Here is an 18,763-nt window from a genome sequence, read left to right on the forward strand (position 1 = left end):
TAACCTTCCTGAGGCATATTTATTTTTCCCGCGGTACAATAAAGAAAAAGAGAGTGTTCTGTAAGGTCTTTTACCTTCTCCGGCATCGTTCCCGCCGGCCCCGGGCAGAGGTGCCCGTTACTGCGGGAAAGGCCGGGGCCGGAACGTGAATTCCTTGTTTCGGAAGGCGAGCGGCTCGGGAATCAGGGGAAGCATACGTTCTTGACAAGAGGGTTTTTTTGGGATAACGTTAGGAAAAGCATTCCATCCGGAGGAAGTATGATGATTTTGCGTCAATTGAGATTGGCTGCGCTCCTGATACTCTGTGTATCGCTCATATCCTGTGCAGTGAACCCTGTCACCGGCCACAAGGAATTTATGCTCGTATCCGAAAGTCAGGAGATTGCGATGGGCAGGGACTTTTACCCCAATGCCCTTTGGGGCGATGTCGGCGGCGGCGGTGAGTTCAGGGACGAGCGGCTTAAGGCGTATCTTGCAGATGTCGTGCGCAGGATTCATCGTGTCTCACACCGGCCGAACCTGCCCGTCGATTTCGCGCTACAGAACAGTTCTGTGCCGAATGCCTGGGCGATACCGGGCCATGTGGTCATGACACGAGGGCTCGTTGCCGCACTCGACAATGAAGCCGAATTCGCGTTTGTCATGGGCCATGAGATGGGGCATGTCTCTGCGCGCCACTCTGCAAGGCAGATGTCCTATGGCATCCTCCAGCAGGTAGGCATGGGAGCGGCCGGCCTTGCACTTCAGGGCAGGGAATACGCAGACGCAGCACTCGGTATCGGAGCGGTCGGAAGCAGCCTCCTTCTTCTCAAATATGGCCGGGATGACGAGCTGGAGGCTGACAGGCTCGGCATCGACTATCTGGCAAGGCTTGGCTATGATCCGGCAAGCGCAGTGAGCGCGCACAGACGCCTGGAGAAGGTCTCCGCAGAATTCTTGCAGGCAGCAGGGAAAAACCCCCGGGACAAGGGCTTCTTTGAAGACCTTCTCTCCACGCATCCAAGGACCTCCGTGAGAATCGATGAGCTCCAGAGCATGATCAGCAGAACACCTCCGTATCCGCGTGCAGGAGACGGGCTGCACAGGGAAAGACTTCAGGAAATGACCGCAGGAGTCAGAAAACTGCATACGATCTATATGGAAACATATGACAAGGCACTTGCAGCATATCAGGAAAAGAACCTCGCTGAAGCCGAGTCTTTTGCTGCACGGGCAATCAGTGCAGCTCCCGATCAGCCGGCCTTCCATACCCTGAAGGGATTCATCATGCTGAAGAAAAAAGACTATGAAGGGGCGGAACGATATTTCGATACCGCTATCCGGATTGACCGCAACTACGCGCCCGCATACAGGGGAAAAGGCACCCTCATGTATTTCAGGGAGAGATATTCTGAAGGGATAGGGAATCTGCAGAAGGGCCTCGCCCTCTTCCCGCAGGACATCCCCGCTCACTACTTCCTCGGAATGAGTTATTACAGGACGACACAATACAGAAATGCGATCCCGCATCTGAATCAGTTTGCCGGGGTCAGCCCCGATCATCCGGAAATCCACGGCATTCTCGGCATCTGTTACGAGAACGCAGGAGATCTGCCTTCTGCATATCAGCATTATATCCAGCAGACACGGGTTGCACCGGAATCCGAGATTGGCAGACATGCAGCCTCGCGTGCAGCAGCATTAAAACCTGTTCTGGAAAAGAGACGTTAAGAGCACCATGAGGGTCGCTGTCCGGCGGCACGTGCATGAAGTGACCCGTGACCGACCTGCGTGCAGCAGCACAATAAAAAATACAGGAGCGCCTGAGTGACCATTGAACGCTTTCGCACCATAGGGAAAAGTCTTCTGCATCAACTTTCCTCTGCCGGGAAGTTTTCCACACGCTCCCTGGGCACCGGTGCGTCCGGCGATGCGACCTATCAGATAGACAAGCTGGCAGAGGATATTGTCCTTTCAGGACTTCAGGATTCCGGAGAATCATTCACGGTCATCTCCGAAGAGGCCGGGATCGTAGATATCAGAGGTGGGGGAAGAAAGGTGCTGATCGATCCTGTGGACGGAAGCAGGAATGCCGTTTCGGGCATCCCCTTTTATTGCACATCCATTGCGGTCGCTGAGGGGAATACCATCGGAGATATCGTAGCTGCCTATGTGGTGAATCTCGTGAATGGTGACGAGTTCTGGGCTGAAAGAGGCAAGGGGGCATTCAAGAATGGCGAACAGGTCGTTACACAGCAGGACGACATCCTTTATCTCGCGGCGTATGAGGCCCAGGCTCCCCATAAGGACATCCCCATGATCATCCCGCTTCTGTCGGAGTCGAGAAAAACACGCTGTCTCGGTGCAACCGCGCTCGACCTCTCCTACCTTGCAGCCGGGTCTATCAGTGTCTTTGCCAACCCCTCCCCTTCGAGGAGCTTCGACTTTGCAGGGGGATGGCTGCTGATAAAGGAGGCAGGGGGGATTTTTACCGATATCAGGGGAAAACCGGTCGATCCTGTTGAAGTCAGTCTCAGGAAATCCACGTCCCTGCTCGCATCAGGAAATGCGCGTCTTCATGAGAAAGCGTTGCGGTTGCTGAACAAAAGTGCCCGGAGCAAGTCCCCCGGGTGATTCATCATTCGGCGCGCATCATTGTAGTGTACCCTGTTACATGCCCCGCCATACAACCCTTCATGACCGGTGATGCATCGGACAGAGAGGACATGTGGTGAAAAGGGTATCGGGAAATATCGTTGATGTGCCCGGCAAGGAAATCTTCCCCGGCACGCTCATCATTGCTGACGGGAGAATCACGGATATTGTGCGGGAAGACAACCAATATCCCCACTACATTATCCCCGGATTTATCGACGCCCACGTGCACATTGAGAGTTCGATGCTTGTCCCGTCGGAATTTGCCCGTATCGCGGCTGTCCACGGCACCGTGGCAACCGTCTCAGATCCCCACGAGATAGCAAATGTCCTCGGGACAGACGGGGTAAGGTATATGATCGATAATGCACGTTCCGTGCCGGTGAGATTCTACTTTGGCGCTCCTTCCTGTGTGCCTGCCACGGAATTCGAAACAAGCGGTGCGGCCCTTGGAATCAGCGAGGTCGAAGAACTCCTGAAAATGCCCGAAATACACTACCTCGGAGAGGTCATGAATTTTCCGGGGGTCATCTCCGGCAATACGGAAGTCCATGAAAAGATCAGGCTCGCGCAGAAATACGGAAAACCTGCAGACGGCCATGCACCCGGACTGCGGGGGAATGACCTGAAAAAATACCTCAGCGCCGGAATCTCGACAGACCATGAAACACTCAGCAGGGAAGAGGGGATCGAGAAGATCAGGCTTGGCATGAAACTGCTCATCCGGGAAGGTTCTGCTGCGAAGAACTTCGATGAACTCATCACGCTTGTGGATAAATACCCTGAACAGTGCATGTTCTGCAGCGATGACGCGCATCCCGATGCGTTACAGCAGGGGAATATCAACCTGATGGTTGCGCGTGCGGCACGGCTTGGGATCGACCACATGAAAGTGCTGCAGGCAGCCTGTGTCAATCCTGTCCGGCATTATGGCCTTCACGCGGGTCTGCTCCGGATCGGGGACAGCGCTGATTTTCTGATTGTCAACAATCTGAAAGACTTTACGGTGCTCAGCACTTGCATACAGGGCATGGCTGTCGCTGAGGCCGGGAAATCGCTGATCCCCCGCACAGAGGTGAAGATGATAAACAGGTTCTGTGCGGAAAGAAAAAAGACGGATGATTTCAGACTGCATGTCCGCAGCGACCGCATCCGTGTCATCGAGGCAATCGACGAACAGCTGATTACCGGCTCCCTGACCGCAGCCGTCTCTGCAACAGGGGGAAATGCGGTCTCCAGTGTGGAAAGGAATCTCCACAAGATCGTGGTGGTCAACCGGTATCAGGAGACCGCACCCGCAATAGGATTTATCCGGAATTTCGGGCTGACCCGCGGAGCGATCGCCTCAAGCATCGCCCATGACTCGCATAACATTATTGCGACCGGGGTGTCTGATGAAGACATCTGCAGGGCAGTGAACCTGGTCATCGCACACAAGGGAGGCATTTGCGCAGTATCGGGGGATAAGGAAATGATACTGCCGTTGCCGGTTGCCGGGATAATGAGCAATGAGGAGCATACGGACGTGGCAGCGAAATACTCTGCACTCGACAGCATGGCAAAGGAACTCGGCTCAATGCTGAGTGCGCCGTTCATGACCCTCTCATTCATGGCGCTTCCGGTCATCCCGAAGCTGAAGATAACCGATAAAGGATTGTTCGATGCGGAGCGGTTCAGGTATGTCGATCTCTTTGTGAACCTCTGAGAGGTGATGGGGAATGCATTTTGTATAATGGCACAGAAGCAGCAGGGGCATTGCCGGGGCAACAAAGCGAGCATGTGGCAACGGTCCGGAAATGAATAGAGATCCTCAACGACTGAACTATGCGGTGGCTGATAGCCATCCGCACGAGTGATTTGTTATTGACCTATTATCTCGTTCAATCCTTCGACAACCTGCACGATTTTTTCAGGAGAAACTTTTTCGACTATTTTCCCTGTTCTCTCAACGGAAAGCGTCTATTGTGTCGACCTCACCTTGATGCAAGTTGACAGGAAAACCCAAGCTGATACAATAAAGTAAGGGGGAGCACCAATCATGCATCTGCCGGAGCAGATTATCAGCACGCACATTTGGGATCTATTTTTTGCAGCCCTTTACAAATTCTGGGGGTTCGACATTTCCCCTCCGCATTTTTCCAAAACCTGCATATAGCATAAACGGCAGATTTTTTCGGGGGCGATCCGCAGCAGTAAATCACTGAGGGAACAATACACCGGGTCATGCACACACGCCTTCTTACAATCACAAAAAAAAGGAGGACCCAATGGGTTTTTTCAACAAGATTCTGGGAGGACAGAAAAAGGAACTTCCCCGGCTCGATCCGGCCAGCCCTACGGGGCAGGACGTCGAGAAGGTAAAGGATGCACTCGCAACGATCGTGAAACAGATCAGCGATCCGCTGGAAGTGGTGCCGGGAAGGGATAAGACGTTCGTCTTTATCGGAAAACCCCCTCAACAATTCGGGATGTTCTGGATACAGGGCGGTGAGGTTCGGAACCTGACGAAATTCGCAAAGGAGAAAAATATTCCGCAGGCGCAGTTTCAGTCTATTTCAGAACAGCTCCGTGCCGCGTACAAGAACAATGCGCCCGAGGAGAAATTTTCGACGAATATCGGAAACACGTTGATCACGGTTCTGCCGTCTGATTCCCTGAAGAAGGAAGTCAACCGTATCGTCGAGACACTCCCGGGGTAAAGCATGCGGATGCAATAAATGACAACGATGTGGCGACGCTACGTATCTGCCCTGAAGAGACCGCCGGGCGAACCGGTGTCCTGTGCCGGATACTCTTCCCTTTCAGACGGTGACTGCACGGGTTTTTCAATGGACGGTGAGGTCTTCTCAGGACGAATTTCTGTCGCATAATAGTACACAAGTACTGTTGCAACAATCACAATGCCCAGGTAAGTCTCGAAGGCCGAGGAGATGAGCTGATACGGAAAGGAGAGGATCGTTCCTATGATCGGAATCAGTGTGAACGGATAGCCGACCAGGATGAGCAGGAAGCTGGTGATAAGGTACCCCGCAAAAAGCACGGAATATAGCCAGAATGCGCTGGGGTGCCGTATCAGATACTGCACCGTTTCCCTGATCGCCCTGAGGGCACCCGTCTCCTTGAACGCAAGTGCCGCGATCCCGTAGAGCGTTATCGAGAGGATTCCGAGTATCAGGACAAGTGCGAGAACGATAAGGAGAAGGGAAAAGAAGCTGCCGAAAAAGAGCGCAAGGGTTGAGTCCTGGCTCTGGGCAAAACTCACCAGTATGGCGATGCCGCCTCCGAGTGTGCCGAGCAGGAAAGCGGCGATGATCAGGATAATCCCCACGAGGGAGGTAAACCCGAGCAGCCGGAGAAAAAGCCTTTTTGCCTCATCAAAAAAAGCTCTGAGCGTGAACTTCCGGGCTTCATCCCTGAGCGACTGGACCAAAATGCCGACCGACCCGCCAAACACGTAGATGCCGAGCAGGGCAACCAGAATGACATATATAAGAAAGCTTGCGATAATGATCAGAATGAGCCCGAGATATTTCGAAAGAAGGGCAGAGGGGCCTTTCAGTACCCTGAAGATGTCTTTCATGTCTGCAAGTTCGGTGAGGTCAATGCCGAATATGATGAATGCAATGGCAATCGGGATGCCCACCATGAGAAAAAACCCGATGGTGCTCAGAAAAACCATACCGAGTTGTATCAGGACGAGCTGCCAGTTTCTGTTCACAACCCTGAATCCTTCCCTGAGCGCATCAATGAACGTCATTCGATCCCCTCATTCACCACTATCATTTCCTCGTATGCATCCGCAGGCAGTTCCCTGAGAAAACGGGACGGCCGGAGGAATCCAAAGCCCTGCCAGTCGTCTGAAGAGACAGGATAACAGAGATAGATATCATCCTTTGCCCTTGTCACAGCCACATAAAAGAGCCTTCGTTCCTCCTCCTCTGATTCTGTCTTCAGCGCCTTTGCAGACGGAAACCTCCCATCGTTCAGGCCTATGAGAAAAACCGTGCCCCATTCAAGCCCTTTTGCCTGATGCACTGTAGTGAGTATAACACATTCCCTGTCCTCATCCCCCTCCTCCCTCTCATCCCCGGAAGCACTCTGGAGGCTTAAATCGCTGACAAAGGTTTCAAGTGAGGCATACCTGAGCGCAAACCTTGCCATCTGTGCAATATCATCGATCCGCTCCTCTGCATTCGGGTAATGGCTGTACAGGAAATCCTCGTACCCCTGCACGAGTATTTGTTCTATGGCCGAAGAGGGCTGGTGAGGGGCATCGTCGTCGTGACCACCTCTCCTCAGCGTGTTCAGGAGCTCAATACACCGGGAGAAGCCGGAAACTGCTTTTTTCGGCACGAGCCTTTCCATGCCGGATATCGCATCCAGAGGGCTTCCGCTTGCGTGTATTGCGTCCCAGAGCCTTCCCGCGGTTACATTCCCGATGCCGGGAATCAACTTGAGGATTCTTTTCCAGCTGAGTTCATCATAGGGGTTTATGACAACCCTGAGAAAGGAAAGGACATCCTTGATATGTGCCTGTTCGAAAAATTTCAGACCGGACCGCACCTCGAAGGGGATGCCCCGCCGCTGCAGCTCCATCTGCAATTCCATGGACTGGTAATGCGAGCGGTAAAGCACGGCAATCTCATGCAATGATATGCCCTCTGCATTGATGTCGAGCATCTTCTGGGCAACAAAATCCGCCTGCTGGAACACATCACTGAGCGGCAGGAGAAAGGGGAGGTTCCCCGGCCCCTTCACTGAATGGAGTTCCTTGTGAAACTGCCTGGAATTGTGGATGATGCTCCGGTTCGCAAGATAAAGGATCTCCGGCGTCGACCGGTAATTCGTGGTGAGATTGAATATCGTCACACCGGGATACCGCTCGGGGAATTTCAGGATATTCTCAAAATCCGCCCCCCTGAAGGAATAGATCGACTGCGCATCATCGCCGACTACGGTAAGGTTTCTGTCAGGGCCGGAGATCAGGTCGATAACCTCGGCCTGCAGTCTGTTCGTATCCTGGTATTCATCCACAAGCACATGCACGAACTTCGATGCGTAGTGTTCCCTGACCTGCGGATGCTCGGTCAGCAGCCTTTTCCAGTTCGAGAGCAGGTCATCGAAATCCATCAGATTGAGGGAATGCTTCTTCTGTTCATAGCGGGTCACCACAGACTTTATTTCATCAACCACATTGAGAAAATGCGGGAAGCGCAGGGGAACCGTCTCATCAATGCCGGCCTCCTGGTTTTTCGCAAGACTGTGTATTTCGCACAATACAGACCCTTTCGGGAGCAGTGTTTCGCGCTTCCCGATCTCGGCGAGGCAGATATCGAACAGGTCTTTTGAATCCTCGCGGTCAAGGATCGAAAACCCTTCCCTGTATCCGACGAGCTGACAGTGACGACGCAACAGCATATTGCCGACATGATGAAATGTGCCTCCCCAGAGTCCCTTCACGTTTCTGCCAATAAGGAACTCTACCCTCCGCATCATCTCCTTTGCAGCCTTATTGGTAAATGTCAGGAGCAGGATATTCTCAGGCCGGACACCGCTTTCGATCAGTCGCGCAACCCGGTAGGTTACCGTCCTCGTCTTTCCGGTCCCCGCGCCCGCGAGCACAAGCATGGGGCCTCCGGGATGCATAACAGCCGCGAACTGTTCCCTGTTGAGCTCTTTTTCGTAGTCGAGCTTCATGCCCGAGGGTTCTTTCCGGAGGTAGTATTTTTTCACCTGAAAACCCCCTTACGCGTTCCTTTCCCGTATGGCGAAGAACGGGAGTGTGAGACCGGTGTGTGCATATTTCACTGAAGTCTCCGCGCAATATCCTGTGCATAATTCGCCAGTGTGTCATCACGGGCTCCGAAAACGATATAATTGTCCCATTCCCCAAGCCGGTCGAAGAGCAGAGCCCTCTCCTGCAAAACCTCTGCCGACCTGCCTGCCGACTTGATCTCATCCGACAGGAGTTCGCTCGAGACATTTCTGTGTGCCGTACCTCCCGCGAAATAGATGGGAAGCAGCATGAGATGATCCCCTGGACGGAGATTCCGCACAAACGCCTCAATATACTCCTGCTTCATCAGCAGTGTCGGTCCGAAACCGTGGGGCTGGAATATGTAACATACCCTATCACGCATTGCCGTTATCGTCTGCATGAGAGAAGTGATCTTATGGGGGTTATGGGCATAATCATCGATCACCAGATGTCTTCCGTTGTCGAGGTGGATGTCGAACCTGCGCTCAACGCCGGCAAAATCAAGCAGGACGCCGGCGATATCGCGCAGCCCGACTCCCATCTCTGTAAGGAGGGCTATTGCCGCAAGCGCATTGCAGAGGTTGTGTTTTCCCGGCAGGGCAAGCTGAAAATCAACTCCCTTTACGCTGAAGGCAGTGCTCAGCGAACGGTATTCCACTGATTCTACCGTATATTCAGATTGCGTATCTACCGAAAACCTTACGGGATGGTCGAACCGCAACCCGGACAGATTCCGGTCATCTCCGCCTATCACGAGCACCTGCGCGGTATTCCTTCCCAGCGTCTCAAACATCTGCCCGGTCGTTTCGATTGCATTATGATCAAGACTGAGGTTGGTGATAATGGAATGCAGGGGATAATAATGAACGACCGAGCCGTCAGATTCACAGGCTTCGATAACAAGAAAATCAGAACTGCCGGAAAGGCTGTTGCCGGGATTCACTGCTGACCTGAACTGTTTCACCCTTCCTCCGCCGATAAAGTTCGGTTCCATGCCGAGTGCGCGCAAAAGAAAGGCGAGCAGGCCTGCCGTGGTTGATTTTCCGCTTGTGCCGGCAACCGCGATAGTCCTGAATCCGGCTGCAATCTCGCTCAGGTACTGCGGACGGGTCAGCATTCTGACATTGGCTTCTCTTGCTTTCACGATGTCCGGGTTCCTGTCTTCAACCGCGGTACTGAGGACGAGCAGATCATATGATGCGTCGATGCCCGAGCCGTCCTGGGGGACGATACTGATCCCCCTGGCCCTGAAAAGGGCGCACAGGGCATTATCCGGTGATCTGTCGAAGGACCGGTCAGAGCCGGCAATATGGTGACCGCGGTCAGCCATGAAACATGCAAGCGCAGACAACCCGCTGCCGCCGATCCCCGAAAAGAATATCTTTGCCATGTGAATTTTTATTCTAAGATAAAAACCGCACAAAGCGCAAAGGGCAGCGCACGGAGGACGCATCAATACCTGTATTTTCCTTTCTGTTCGGTCTGCGGCTGCGTGTTCCTGACAGGTTGATAAAAAATGCAGAAAGAAGGTATAGTATCAGTTAAAATTCTGGAGGTGTTCTATGCTTATGGATCTGATAAATACAGCATATGCAATGGGTCCTGCCCCGCAGGGAGGCGCAGGACAGGGAGGCGCAGGAGGTCTTATCGGAAGCCTGATTCCTCTTGTCCTTATTTTCGTTATCTTTTATTTCCTCCTTATCAGGCCCCAGCAGAAAAGGGCAAAAGAACACAAGAACATGATAGATAATCTCAAAAAGGGTGACAAGATCATCACATCAGGAGGGATTTACGGCATTATTGAGTCCGTAGGAACAAATACGGTTACCATTAAGGCCGGAGAAAATGTCAAGATGAAGCTCGGGAAGTCATATGTGGCTGCCCTGAGAGCATCTTCCGATGAGGATTAATTCAAAGAACGGGGCCTAGGCTAAGAAACGTGTAGCGCTCACACTTAACCTCAACCTGTACATTTCATCTACGATTTTTATGGAGGCTGAATGAAGAAAAAGGTTCTCTGGAGATTACTGCTTATCTCCATAACAGTGGTTCTCGCAGTGGTGTTCTTCCTCCCCAACACGCCCGTGTTTCAGCATATGCCTGAGTGGTGGAAGAAAAACATGCCCGGCAAGGGTATCGTGCTCGGACTCGACCTCCAGGGCGGGCTTCATCTCGTATTTGAGGTCGAAGGTGACAAGGCAGTGGAAATCACCACAGACAGGTATGCCTCGCAGCTGAGGGAGCTGTTTGTGAAAAAAAATATCACCACTGACGTGAGCGTCAGCGGTCTGACGATAACAGTAAGCCCGTCAAGTGCCGAGACAAAAAAACTCATTGCCGATAACTTCCCGATATTTTCCGCAACTGAAAGCGGGAACAGCACTGCATACAAAATCCTGTCCAGGGAAGCGCAAAGAATAAAGGATAACGCCGCAGACCAGGCGCTCGAAACAATCCGCAACAGGATTGATCAGTTCGGGGTTGCAGAACCCACGATCCACAGGCAGGGCGAGAACGAGATCGTTGTCCAGCTTCCCGGGATAAGAGACCCGAAACGTGCCATCGACCTGATCGGGAAAACCGCGCAGCTGGAATTCAGGATTGTCGACGACGAGGCAAAGGTCGCTGCCGAGCTTCCCCAGTCGATAGGCCCTGGCGAAGAGGAACTGCTTCTCAGGGAGTTTGCGGGGAAAATCCCCGAAGATACCGAAATCCTGTTCGAAAAAAAGGTGAACACAGAAACAGGTATCGTACGAAAGTTGCCTATTCTGCTGAAAAAACAGGCCTCTCTTACCGGAGATCTGCTGAGCGATGCGAAGGTAAATATCGATACCCGGTTCAGCGAACCATATGTCTCCTTATCTTTTAATGCCGCAGGGGCAAAGCTCTTCGAGGAAACAACGGGAGCAAATGTCAAGAAGAGGCTTGCGATAATCCTCGACAACACAGTCTATTCCGCACCCGTGATCCAGGAGAAAATAACTGGAGGGAACGCACAGATCACCGGGAGCTTCACCATGGAGGAGGCCAAGGACCTGAGCATAGTGCTGAAGGCCGGCGCGCTTCCCGCACCGCTCAAAATGCTGCAGAATGTGACGGTAGGACCTTCTCTGGGAAGGGATTCCATAGAGGCAGGAAAGTTGGCGGCCATTATCGGCACAATCGCAGTCGTCATATTTATGATTTTCTATTACAGGCTTTCGGGAGTAATCGCAGACTTTGCCCTGTTACTGAACATCATTCTTCTTCTGGGGGCTATGGCGTCCCTGAACGCCACCCTGACCCTGCCCGGTATCGCCGGGATTATCCTTGCGATCGGCATGGCGGTCGACTCAAACGTGCTGATGTTCGAAAGAATACGCGATGAACTGAGGGCGGGCAAGACCCCGCGCGCCGCGGTCGATTCAGGATACGACAAGGCTTTCTGGACGATTTTCGACTCTCACGTCACCACGCTGATAACCGCAGCTGTACTGTTTCAGTTCGGTACAGGACCTATTAAGGGGTTTGCGGTAACATTGAGCCTGGGTGTCTCCATAAACCTGTTTACTGCGCTTATCGGTACAAAATCAATCTTCGACGTCATCAACAGCAGACGCGAGCTAAAGAAATTGAGCATATAGGAGAAGGACGTTACATGATAGAACTGATCAAGAACACAAATATCAACTTCATGGGGAAAAGAAAGATAGCCTTTGTGGTTTCCGGAATCCTGGCCGTTATCGGTATCATAGCAATAGTGCAGATCGCAACAGGCCGCGCTAACCTCGGGATAGACTTTGCCGGAGGAACCGCCATACAACTCAAGTTCGACAAGCCTGTGGTGCTGCATGATGTCCGCATCACGCTGGAAAACGGAGGGATGAAAGACTTTGATCTCCAGGATCTGCCGACAGAAAACAAGATACTGATACGGGTCAAAAAAACGGAACAGGAACTTGGCCAGGTTTCAGACATCATAACAAATATCCTCAGCCAGAAATTCCCTGAAAATACCTATGTAGTCGACTCGACCACTGTGATCGGCCCCAAGGTGGGCAGCAGGCTGAGGGCGGATGCTGCAAAGGCAGTGGCAATGGCCGTTATCGGTATCCTTATATATGTTGCGTTCAGGTTTCAGTTCAAGTTCGGGGTTGGCGCCACTGTCGCTACTTTCCACGACGTCCTCGCGGTGCTCGGGATGTTCTATCTCATGGGCAAAGAGATCAACCTCATCCTTATCACTGCCCTTCTGACGATCGCGGGATATTCGCTTACCGACACTGTCGTGGTATTCGACAGGATACGGGAAAACCTCAGACAGCGCCAGAGAGAGAGCGTTGAAGCGGTGATGAACATCAGCATCAATGAGGTGCTATCAAGGACCATTGTAACTTCCTTGACCGTTCTGCTGACATCGATCTCGCTGTTTTTCTTCGGTGGCGAGGTACTCCATGACTTCTCGCTCGCCATGATCATGGGAGTAATTGTCGGTACATTTTCTTCTGTGTTCGTGGCAAGCCCGATCGTGCTCCTGTGGGGAGGAAAAAGGCCGTTCGCTAAAAAATAGCGCACGCACAAGGTATGAGAAGTGAAATGCAGTGTGACATTGAAGTCTTTGTTGCTGCCTGACATTTTCCATTGTATGTTTCATGGTCGTTAAATGAACCGGCGCTGGCTTGTCAACAGAACCAATCCTGAATACATAGAATATGTATCGAAAACCGCCTCTGTTTCCCGTCCCCTCGCGCAGATACTTATTAACCGGGGGATAAAGACTTCGGAGGAGATACACTCCTTCCTTTATCCGCAACTCTCCCGGTTGTCCGATCCGTTTGATATTCCGGGCATGAGGACAGCAGTCGAAAGGATTCTTGCCGCTTCGAGGAACGGAGAGAGGGTGCTTGTGCACGGCGATTATGATGTCGACGGCCTGTCTGCAACCGCCATTGTTCACGGCGCGCTGAAGGCGACCGGGATCGACAGTGTCTATTTCATCCCCGACAGGATGAGCCAGGGATACGGCTTCAAGCCCTCATCTGTCGCAAAGGCAAAACAGGTCGGGGCATCCCTTATCATAACCGTCGACTGCGGGATCACGGCATTTGACGCGGCAGATGAATGCCGGAGAGCACGCATCGACCTGATCATTACCGACCATCATGAACCCCATGTGCGCAAAGAACCAAAACATGCGAAGCGTCCTGAGTCTGTGGCAATTCCTGATGCAGTTGCGGTCGTCAATCCCAAAACCACCGGCCCTGCGTCACGGAATACGAATCTTTCCGGCGCCGGCATCGCATTCAAACTTGTGCAGGCATTGTCAATGACGCATAGTGCACAGTTTTCGGCTTATGCCTTCCTTGACCTTGCAGCCCTTGGAACAATCGCCGATGTCGTCCCTTTGACCGATGAAAACCGTCTTATCGTAAAAGAAGGGCTGAAGCTGCTTGAAAAGGGGACCAGGCCGGGAATCCAGGCGCTCCGGAACATATCGGGCATTAAGGGAAAAGGAATCAGGACCGGACTGCTGTTATTTACGATAATACCGAGAATCAATGCTGCGGGCAGAATTGCTGATTCCCGCGATGTGGTAAAACTTTTTCTTTCCGAGGATGAGGACGAATCCGCCGCGCTGTCGGTCTGGATGGACTCACTCAATGCGAAAAGGCAGATGATAGAAGAAAACGTGTATCAGGAAGCCCTTGGCATGCTGAAAAAAAGGGGAATACCAAGGGTAATTGTACTGGCCGCAGAAGCCTGGCACAGGGGTGTCATCGGGATTGTGGCATCACGGATCGCAGAGGAATTCTGCCGCCCCGCCTTCATCATTTCGATAGAGGGAGATCATGCCAGGGGCTCCGCAAGGAGCATCCCGTCGTTCGACATCTGCAGGGCGCTCGCCGGATGTGACGCTGTGCTGAAGGGGTTTGGCGGACACAAACAGGCCGCAGGCCTGGAACTGGATACAGTAAACATTCCCCTTTTTGAGAAATACATCAACAGCATTGCCGAAGAGGCCTTTTCCGAAAACGAGTGCGTTCCCGTTCTGGAGATTGATGCGTATGTCGACCTCGAGGACGTAAGCTTTTCCCTCACAAAAGAGATGGAGATGCTTGAACCCTTTGGGGCAGGCAACTCCGAACCGCTCTTTGGATCAAAGGGCCTTGAGATCCTCTCGCCAAAGATCGTGAAGAACAATCACCTGAAAATGAAGCTCAGACAGAGGAGACGAACTATTCATGCCATAGGGTTTGACATGGCAGGGGTTCTCAGCACCCTCGAAGACTCCCCCTTAGTCGATGCAGTCTTTACTCCCATGGTCAATGAATGGAACAGAAGCAGAACCCTCCAGCTTAACCTCAGGGCTTTAAGGCCAAGCAAATAACAGGGATTGTACCTGTTTTGAAATTGTATAATAGAGTCATGGAAGAGGAACTTGTAGACATTGACCTGCTCATTAAGAAAGTCCTTTCATACAACCCCGACGCTGACATTGAACTCCTGAAACAGGCGCATCTGTTTTCAAACAAAGCACATGGCAGTCAGCGCCGTATCGAGGGCTCGCCATACATCGAACATCCCCTCTCCGTCGCATCAATCCTCGCGGACATGAAGATGGATGTCGCAACCATTGCAGCCGGCCTTCTGCATGATACGATTGAGGATACGGAAACTTCTGTCGCAGAGATGAAGGCCATGTTTGGCGATGAAGTCGCCTTTCTCGTCGAGGCATTAACAAAGCTTTCCAGAATTGAATTCAGAACAAAGGAACAGGCACAGGCTGAAAACTTCAGGAAGATGCTCCTTGCCATGTCAGAGGATATCAGGGTAATACTGATAAAGTTTGCCGACAGGCTCCATAATATGCGCACCCTGCAGCATCTTTCAGGAAACAAACAGCAGCGGATTGCGCACGAAACGCTTGATATATATGCACCTATCGCCAACCGGCTCGGAATCGGCTGGCTGAGGGCAGAACTCGAAGACCTCAGTTTTCAGACCCTCATGCCCGAACTGTATCATGAGCTCGTCAGGAAGGTGGCAACGAGGAAAGAGGAACAGGAAGCCTATTTAAAAGAAGTGTCGCAAATAGTCAACAACAAGCTGAGTGAGGAGAAAATCCCCGGGAAGGTCTCATGGAGGATAAAACACTATTACGGCATCTATCAGAAAATGCAGAAGCAGATAATCACGTTCGAACAGGTACATGATGTCCTCGGCCTACGGATAATTACCGACACCAAGGCAAGCTGCTATGCAATTCTCGGGCTTATCCATTCTCTCTGGGCACCGGTGCCTGGAAGATTCAAGGATTATATCGGCGTGCCGAAATCGAACATGTACCAGTCACTGCACACCACGGTTATCGGGCCGAAGGGAGAACGGGTCGAATTCCAGATCAGAACGGATGAAATGAACATGATCGCAGAGCACGGCATCGCATCCCACTGGCGGTACAAGGAAAAAGACCAGGTTGACGAAAAAAGCGAACGGTACATCTCTTGGCTGCGAGAGCTCATACTGGCCCAGAGGGAACTCAGTGATGCAACAGACTTCATTGAAGCGGTGAAGGGCGAGGTTGTCCCTGAAGTCATCTATGTTTTTACCCCGAAGGGCGAAATAAAAGAGATGCCTGTCGGCTCAACCCCGGTTGATTTTGCATACAGCATTCATACCCAGGTGGGAAACAGATGCACAGGCGCGAAAGTGAACGGAAAGATGGTACCCCTGAAATTTACCATGAGAAACGGGGATACCATCGAGATTATCACCTCACAGACACAGGGCCCGAGCAGGGACTGGCTGAAATTCGTCGTGACCCAGCGTGCGAAGAGCAGGATCAAGCAGTGGATAAAGGCGGAAGAAAGGAAACAGAGCATTGAGCTCGGCCAGAAACTGCTCGAAGGCGAAATGCGAAAGCAGGATGTCAGTCAGTCCATGCTGAAGTCAGATGAAATGCAGAAAGTGCTGAGATCTTTTGCGATCCAGTCCCTTGAAGACCTCTATGCCTACATCGGTCACGGGAAATTGTCCGCGCACCAGATTGTCAATAAACTGCTGCCGGAAAAACCGCCCGAAGAGTTACCCATCGCCAAAATCGTGAAGCCGCAGAAAGAGCATAGAGGCATCACCATTAAGGGGGTGGATGATGTCCTTTATCATACCGCCAAATGCTGCTTTCCGATACCGGGTGACAGGCTGATCGGTTTCGTCACAAGGGGACGGGGAGTTACAATCCACCGTAATGACTGCCCGAACCTCGACAGGCTTGCGGTTGACGATGCACGGCTTGTGGACGTTGAATGGAAGGCAGAGGGCGAAGCGACTTCGCCGGTGAAGCTCTTCATCGAAACAATCGACAAGCCCGGGATTCTCGCGAATCTCAGTGCGCTCATATCCTCGGTCAACGTGAACATAAGCAATCTGACCGCCAACTCAACCGAGGAAAAAAAGGCTCAGATCATATTCATCCTTGATGTGAAAGACAAGGCTCAGCTTACCGGGCTTATACAGAAAATTGCGCAGCTCGACGGCATATTCAGGGTCAGCAGATAGCATACTTTCGCGGATCGCATTATCCTGAGATTCCTGCCGGCGATATCTCCGGTGAACCTTTCCCCGGGTTTGTCCGGTCATTGCCAGGCGGGGCCACTTATAGCTCTTATTATGGTATAATGTTCAGTAATGGCCGACCTACGGATAGGGTGCAGTGGTTTTCTCTACGATCACTGGAGAGGAACGTTTTACCCTGAAGATGTCACAAAAAACCGTTGGCTTCCCTATTACAGCAAGCATTTTTCGACCATAGAGCTCAATGTAACCTTCTACCGCCTCCCTGAACGGGAGACCTTTGCAAAGTGGTACCGTTCAACGCCTGACGAGTTTATTTTTTCGCTGAAAGGCAGCAGGTTCATCACCCATGTAAAAAAACTCAAGGACTGTGCAGAGCCTATTGAGGCGTTTTTTTCGAGGGCATCGGTGCTGAAAGAAAAACTTGGCGTGGTACTGTGGCAGTTCCCGCCTACCTTTAATCTCGATCTTGACCGCTTCAAGGAATTCCTTGAAGCACTGGAACCCTATGGCACAAGAAACACGTTCGAATTCCGGAACAAGACCTGGATTAATAAAAAGGTCTTCACGCTTCTCGAAAAGCAGAATGCAGCCCCCTGTATGGCAGACCACCCGGAGTTTCTGAAAGACCTTCCCGTGACCTCTGATTTCATCTATATCCGGAGACACGGAAAAGAAGGCAGCCATACAACTTCATACAGCGCAGAAGCGCTGAAGGAAGATGCAAAATATGTGAAATCCCACCTGAAGATGAAAAGTGATATCTTTGTGTATTTCAATAACGATGCGTTCGGATACGCTCCCCTGAATGCCGCGGAACTGATTTCCCTCACAAGGAATAAAAAGAAAAAGAAGAAAAAATAACCTATTTCGCCCAGTCCATCTTCAGCCGCTTTCTCTTGTATATGAATTTCTCCGCTGACAGTGCCGCGATACAGCCGTTTGATGCGGCAACCACCACCTGCCTGACTTCAGTACAGGTCACATCACCTGCAGCAAAAACTCCCGGAACCGATGTCTCCATCATGTTATTGACAGGGATGCAGCCTTCTTCGCCGGTCTCGAGTGCTCCGTAAAGGAAGTCTATTACCGGCTTGTTCCCGTGCAGATAGACAAATACTCCTGCCACCTCGAGTTCGGTTTCCTTTTTGTCTGCATCAATCATCCTGATTTTTTCCACCAGTTCGGTCCCCTCAATTGAGGCAACCGTGTATCCTGTCATCACTTTAATGTTCGGTTCGTGCAGCGCGGGGTGATCCTCTACGTGAAGCTTTGTGGGAGATACCAGATAGACGGTCTCTGCAAATCTCGTAAGTACTCCTGCTTCTTTCACCGCCTCTTCTGAATTTCCGATAACACAGACCCTGAATCCTCTGTAGAATGCAGCGTCACAGATGGCACAGTAACTGACTCCTCTTCCGAGGAACTCTGCCTCACCCTTAATGCTTGCTTTCCTTCCCATGGACCCGGTGGCGATGATCATTGTCTTGCCGCTGTATGCCCTGTCCATGGTAATCGCCTCTTTCACCTCACCCGAAAAGTTGACTCCCACAACCTGTGTCTCGACATATTCGGCACCAAACTCAATCGCCTGTTTTCTCATGATGTCAAGCAGCTCCTTGCCGGGGACAGCATGGGTGAGACCGGGATAATTTTCAATCCTGCTCGAATACGCAAGTGCTCCTGCAGTCGATGATTTATCAAGGATGACGGTCTTTAATTTTGCCCTGGATGTGTACTGGCCTGCAGTAAGGCCGGCAGGCCCGCCTCCGATGATGACGACATCATAGATATCTGTATGTTCCTGCATTCAATCCT

General features: G+C 51.8%; 14 protein-coding genes. 10 read left to right on the plus strand and 4 right to left on the minus strand.

Annotation, left to right across the window (positions count from 1 at the left end):
• Positions 1 to 258 precede the first annotated feature (258 nt).
• The 4 genes from AB1552_00950 to AB1552_00965 all read left to right on the plus strand — a co-directional run bounded on the left by AB1552_00950 (position 259) and on the right by AB1552_00965 (position 5,333).
• Positions 259 to 1,710, plus strand: a complete 1,452-nt coding sequence (locus AB1552_00950; protein ID MEW6052343.1) for a M48 family metalloprotease — start codon at positions 259 to 261, stop codon at positions 1,708 to 1,710.
• 96 nt (positions 1,711 to 1,806) lie between these two features.
• Positions 1,807 to 2,613: an inositol monophosphatase family protein gene (locus AB1552_00955; protein MEW6052344.1), complete on the plus strand. Its 807-nt coding sequence runs from the start codon at positions 1,807 to 1,809 to the stop codon at positions 2,611 to 2,613.
• A 94-nt stretch (positions 2,614 to 2,707) separates the two neighbouring features.
• Entirely contained in the window at positions 2,708 to 4,339 is a 1,632-nt protein-coding gene (gene ade / locus AB1552_00960; GenBank protein ID MEW6052345.1) for an adenine deaminase, read from the plus strand.
• Between the two features lie 562 nt (positions 4,340 to 4,901).
• Positions 4,902 to 5,333: a hypothetical protein gene (locus tag AB1552_00965; GenBank protein ID MEW6052346.1), complete on the plus strand. Its 432-nt coding sequence runs from the start codon at positions 4,902 to 4,904 to the stop codon at positions 5,331 to 5,333.
• Positions 5,334 to 5,371: 38 nt separating this feature from the next.
• On the opposite strand, the gene AB1552_00970 is transcribed toward AB1552_00965, so the two are convergent.
• From AB1552_00970 to AB1552_00980, 3 genes are all read right to left on the minus strand, one after another.
• Positions 5,372 to 6,391: a hypothetical protein gene (locus AB1552_00970; GenBank protein MEW6052347.1), complete on the minus strand. Its 1,020-nt coding sequence runs from the start codon at positions 6,389 to 6,391 to the stop codon at positions 5,372 to 5,374.
• Positions 6,388 to 8,367: an ATP-dependent helicase gene (locus tag AB1552_00975; protein MEW6052348.1), complete on the minus strand. Its 1,980-nt coding sequence runs from the start codon at positions 8,365 to 8,367 to the stop codon at positions 6,388 to 6,390. Before AB1552_00975 ends, AB1552_00970 begins: the two co-directional genes overlap by 4 nt.
• A gap of 71 nt (positions 8,368 to 8,438) precedes the next feature.
• Positions 8,439 to 9,782, minus strand: coding sequence for a Mur ligase domain-containing protein (locus AB1552_00980; protein MEW6052349.1), 1,344 nt, complete (start codon positions 9,780 to 9,782; stop codon positions 8,439 to 8,441).
• Between the two features lie 178 nt (positions 9,783 to 9,960).
• Here AB1552_00980 and yajC point away from each other — a divergent pair, with 178 nt between their 5' ends.
• From yajC to AB1552_01010, 6 genes are all read left to right on the plus strand, one after another.
• A complete protein-coding gene (gene yajC, locus AB1552_00985; GenBank protein ID MEW6052350.1) occupies positions 9,961 to 10,302 on the plus strand; it encodes a preprotein translocase subunit YajC in 342 nt (113 codons plus the stop codon).
• Between the two features lie 90 nt (positions 10,303 to 10,392).
• Positions 10,393 to 12,015, plus strand: coding sequence for a protein translocase subunit SecD (secD, locus tag AB1552_00990; protein MEW6052351.1), 1,623 nt, complete (start codon positions 10,393 to 10,395; stop codon positions 12,013 to 12,015).
• 14 nt (positions 12,016 to 12,029) lie between these two features.
• Complete coding sequence (gene secF, locus AB1552_00995) at positions 12,030 to 12,941, plus strand: protein translocase subunit SecF (GenBank protein MEW6052352.1); 912 nt, start codon at positions 12,030 to 12,032, stop codon at positions 12,939 to 12,941.
• A 93-nt stretch (positions 12,942 to 13,034) separates the two neighbouring features.
• The gene (gene recJ, locus AB1552_01000; protein MEW6052353.1) at positions 13,035 to 14,759 is read left to right on the plus strand and encodes a single-stranded-DNA-specific exonuclease RecJ; all 1,725 of its coding nucleotides are present in this window, start codon (positions 13,035 to 13,037) and stop codon (positions 14,757 to 14,759) included.
• 38 nt (positions 14,760 to 14,797) lie between these two features.
• A complete protein-coding gene (locus AB1552_01005) occupies positions 14,798 to 16,930 on the plus strand; it encodes a bifunctional (p)ppGpp synthetase/guanosine-3',5'-bis(diphosphate) 3'-pyrophosphohydrolase (protein ID MEW6052354.1) in 2,133 nt (710 codons plus the stop codon).
• A gap of 129 nt (positions 16,931 to 17,059) precedes the next feature.
• Positions 17,060 to 17,809 (plus strand): DUF72 domain-containing protein, encoded by a 750-nt coding sequence (locus AB1552_01010; GenBank protein ID MEW6052355.1) that lies wholly within the window; start codon positions 17,060 to 17,062, stop codon positions 17,807 to 17,809.
• A gap of 1 nt (position 17,810) precedes the next feature.
• On the opposite strand, the gene AB1552_01015 is transcribed toward AB1552_01010, so the two are convergent.
• On the minus strand, positions 17,811 to 18,755 hold the full coding sequence (locus AB1552_01015) for an FAD-dependent oxidoreductase (protein MEW6052356.1): 945 nt from the start codon (positions 18,753 to 18,755) through the stop codon (positions 17,811 to 17,813).
• Between the last annotated feature and the right edge of the window lie 8 nt (positions 18,756 to 18,763).

This window comes from Nitrospirota bacterium (assembly GCA_040754395.1).
Classification (GTDB): domain Bacteria; phylum Nitrospirota; class Thermodesulfovibrionia; order Thermodesulfovibrionales; family SM23-35; genus JBFMCL01.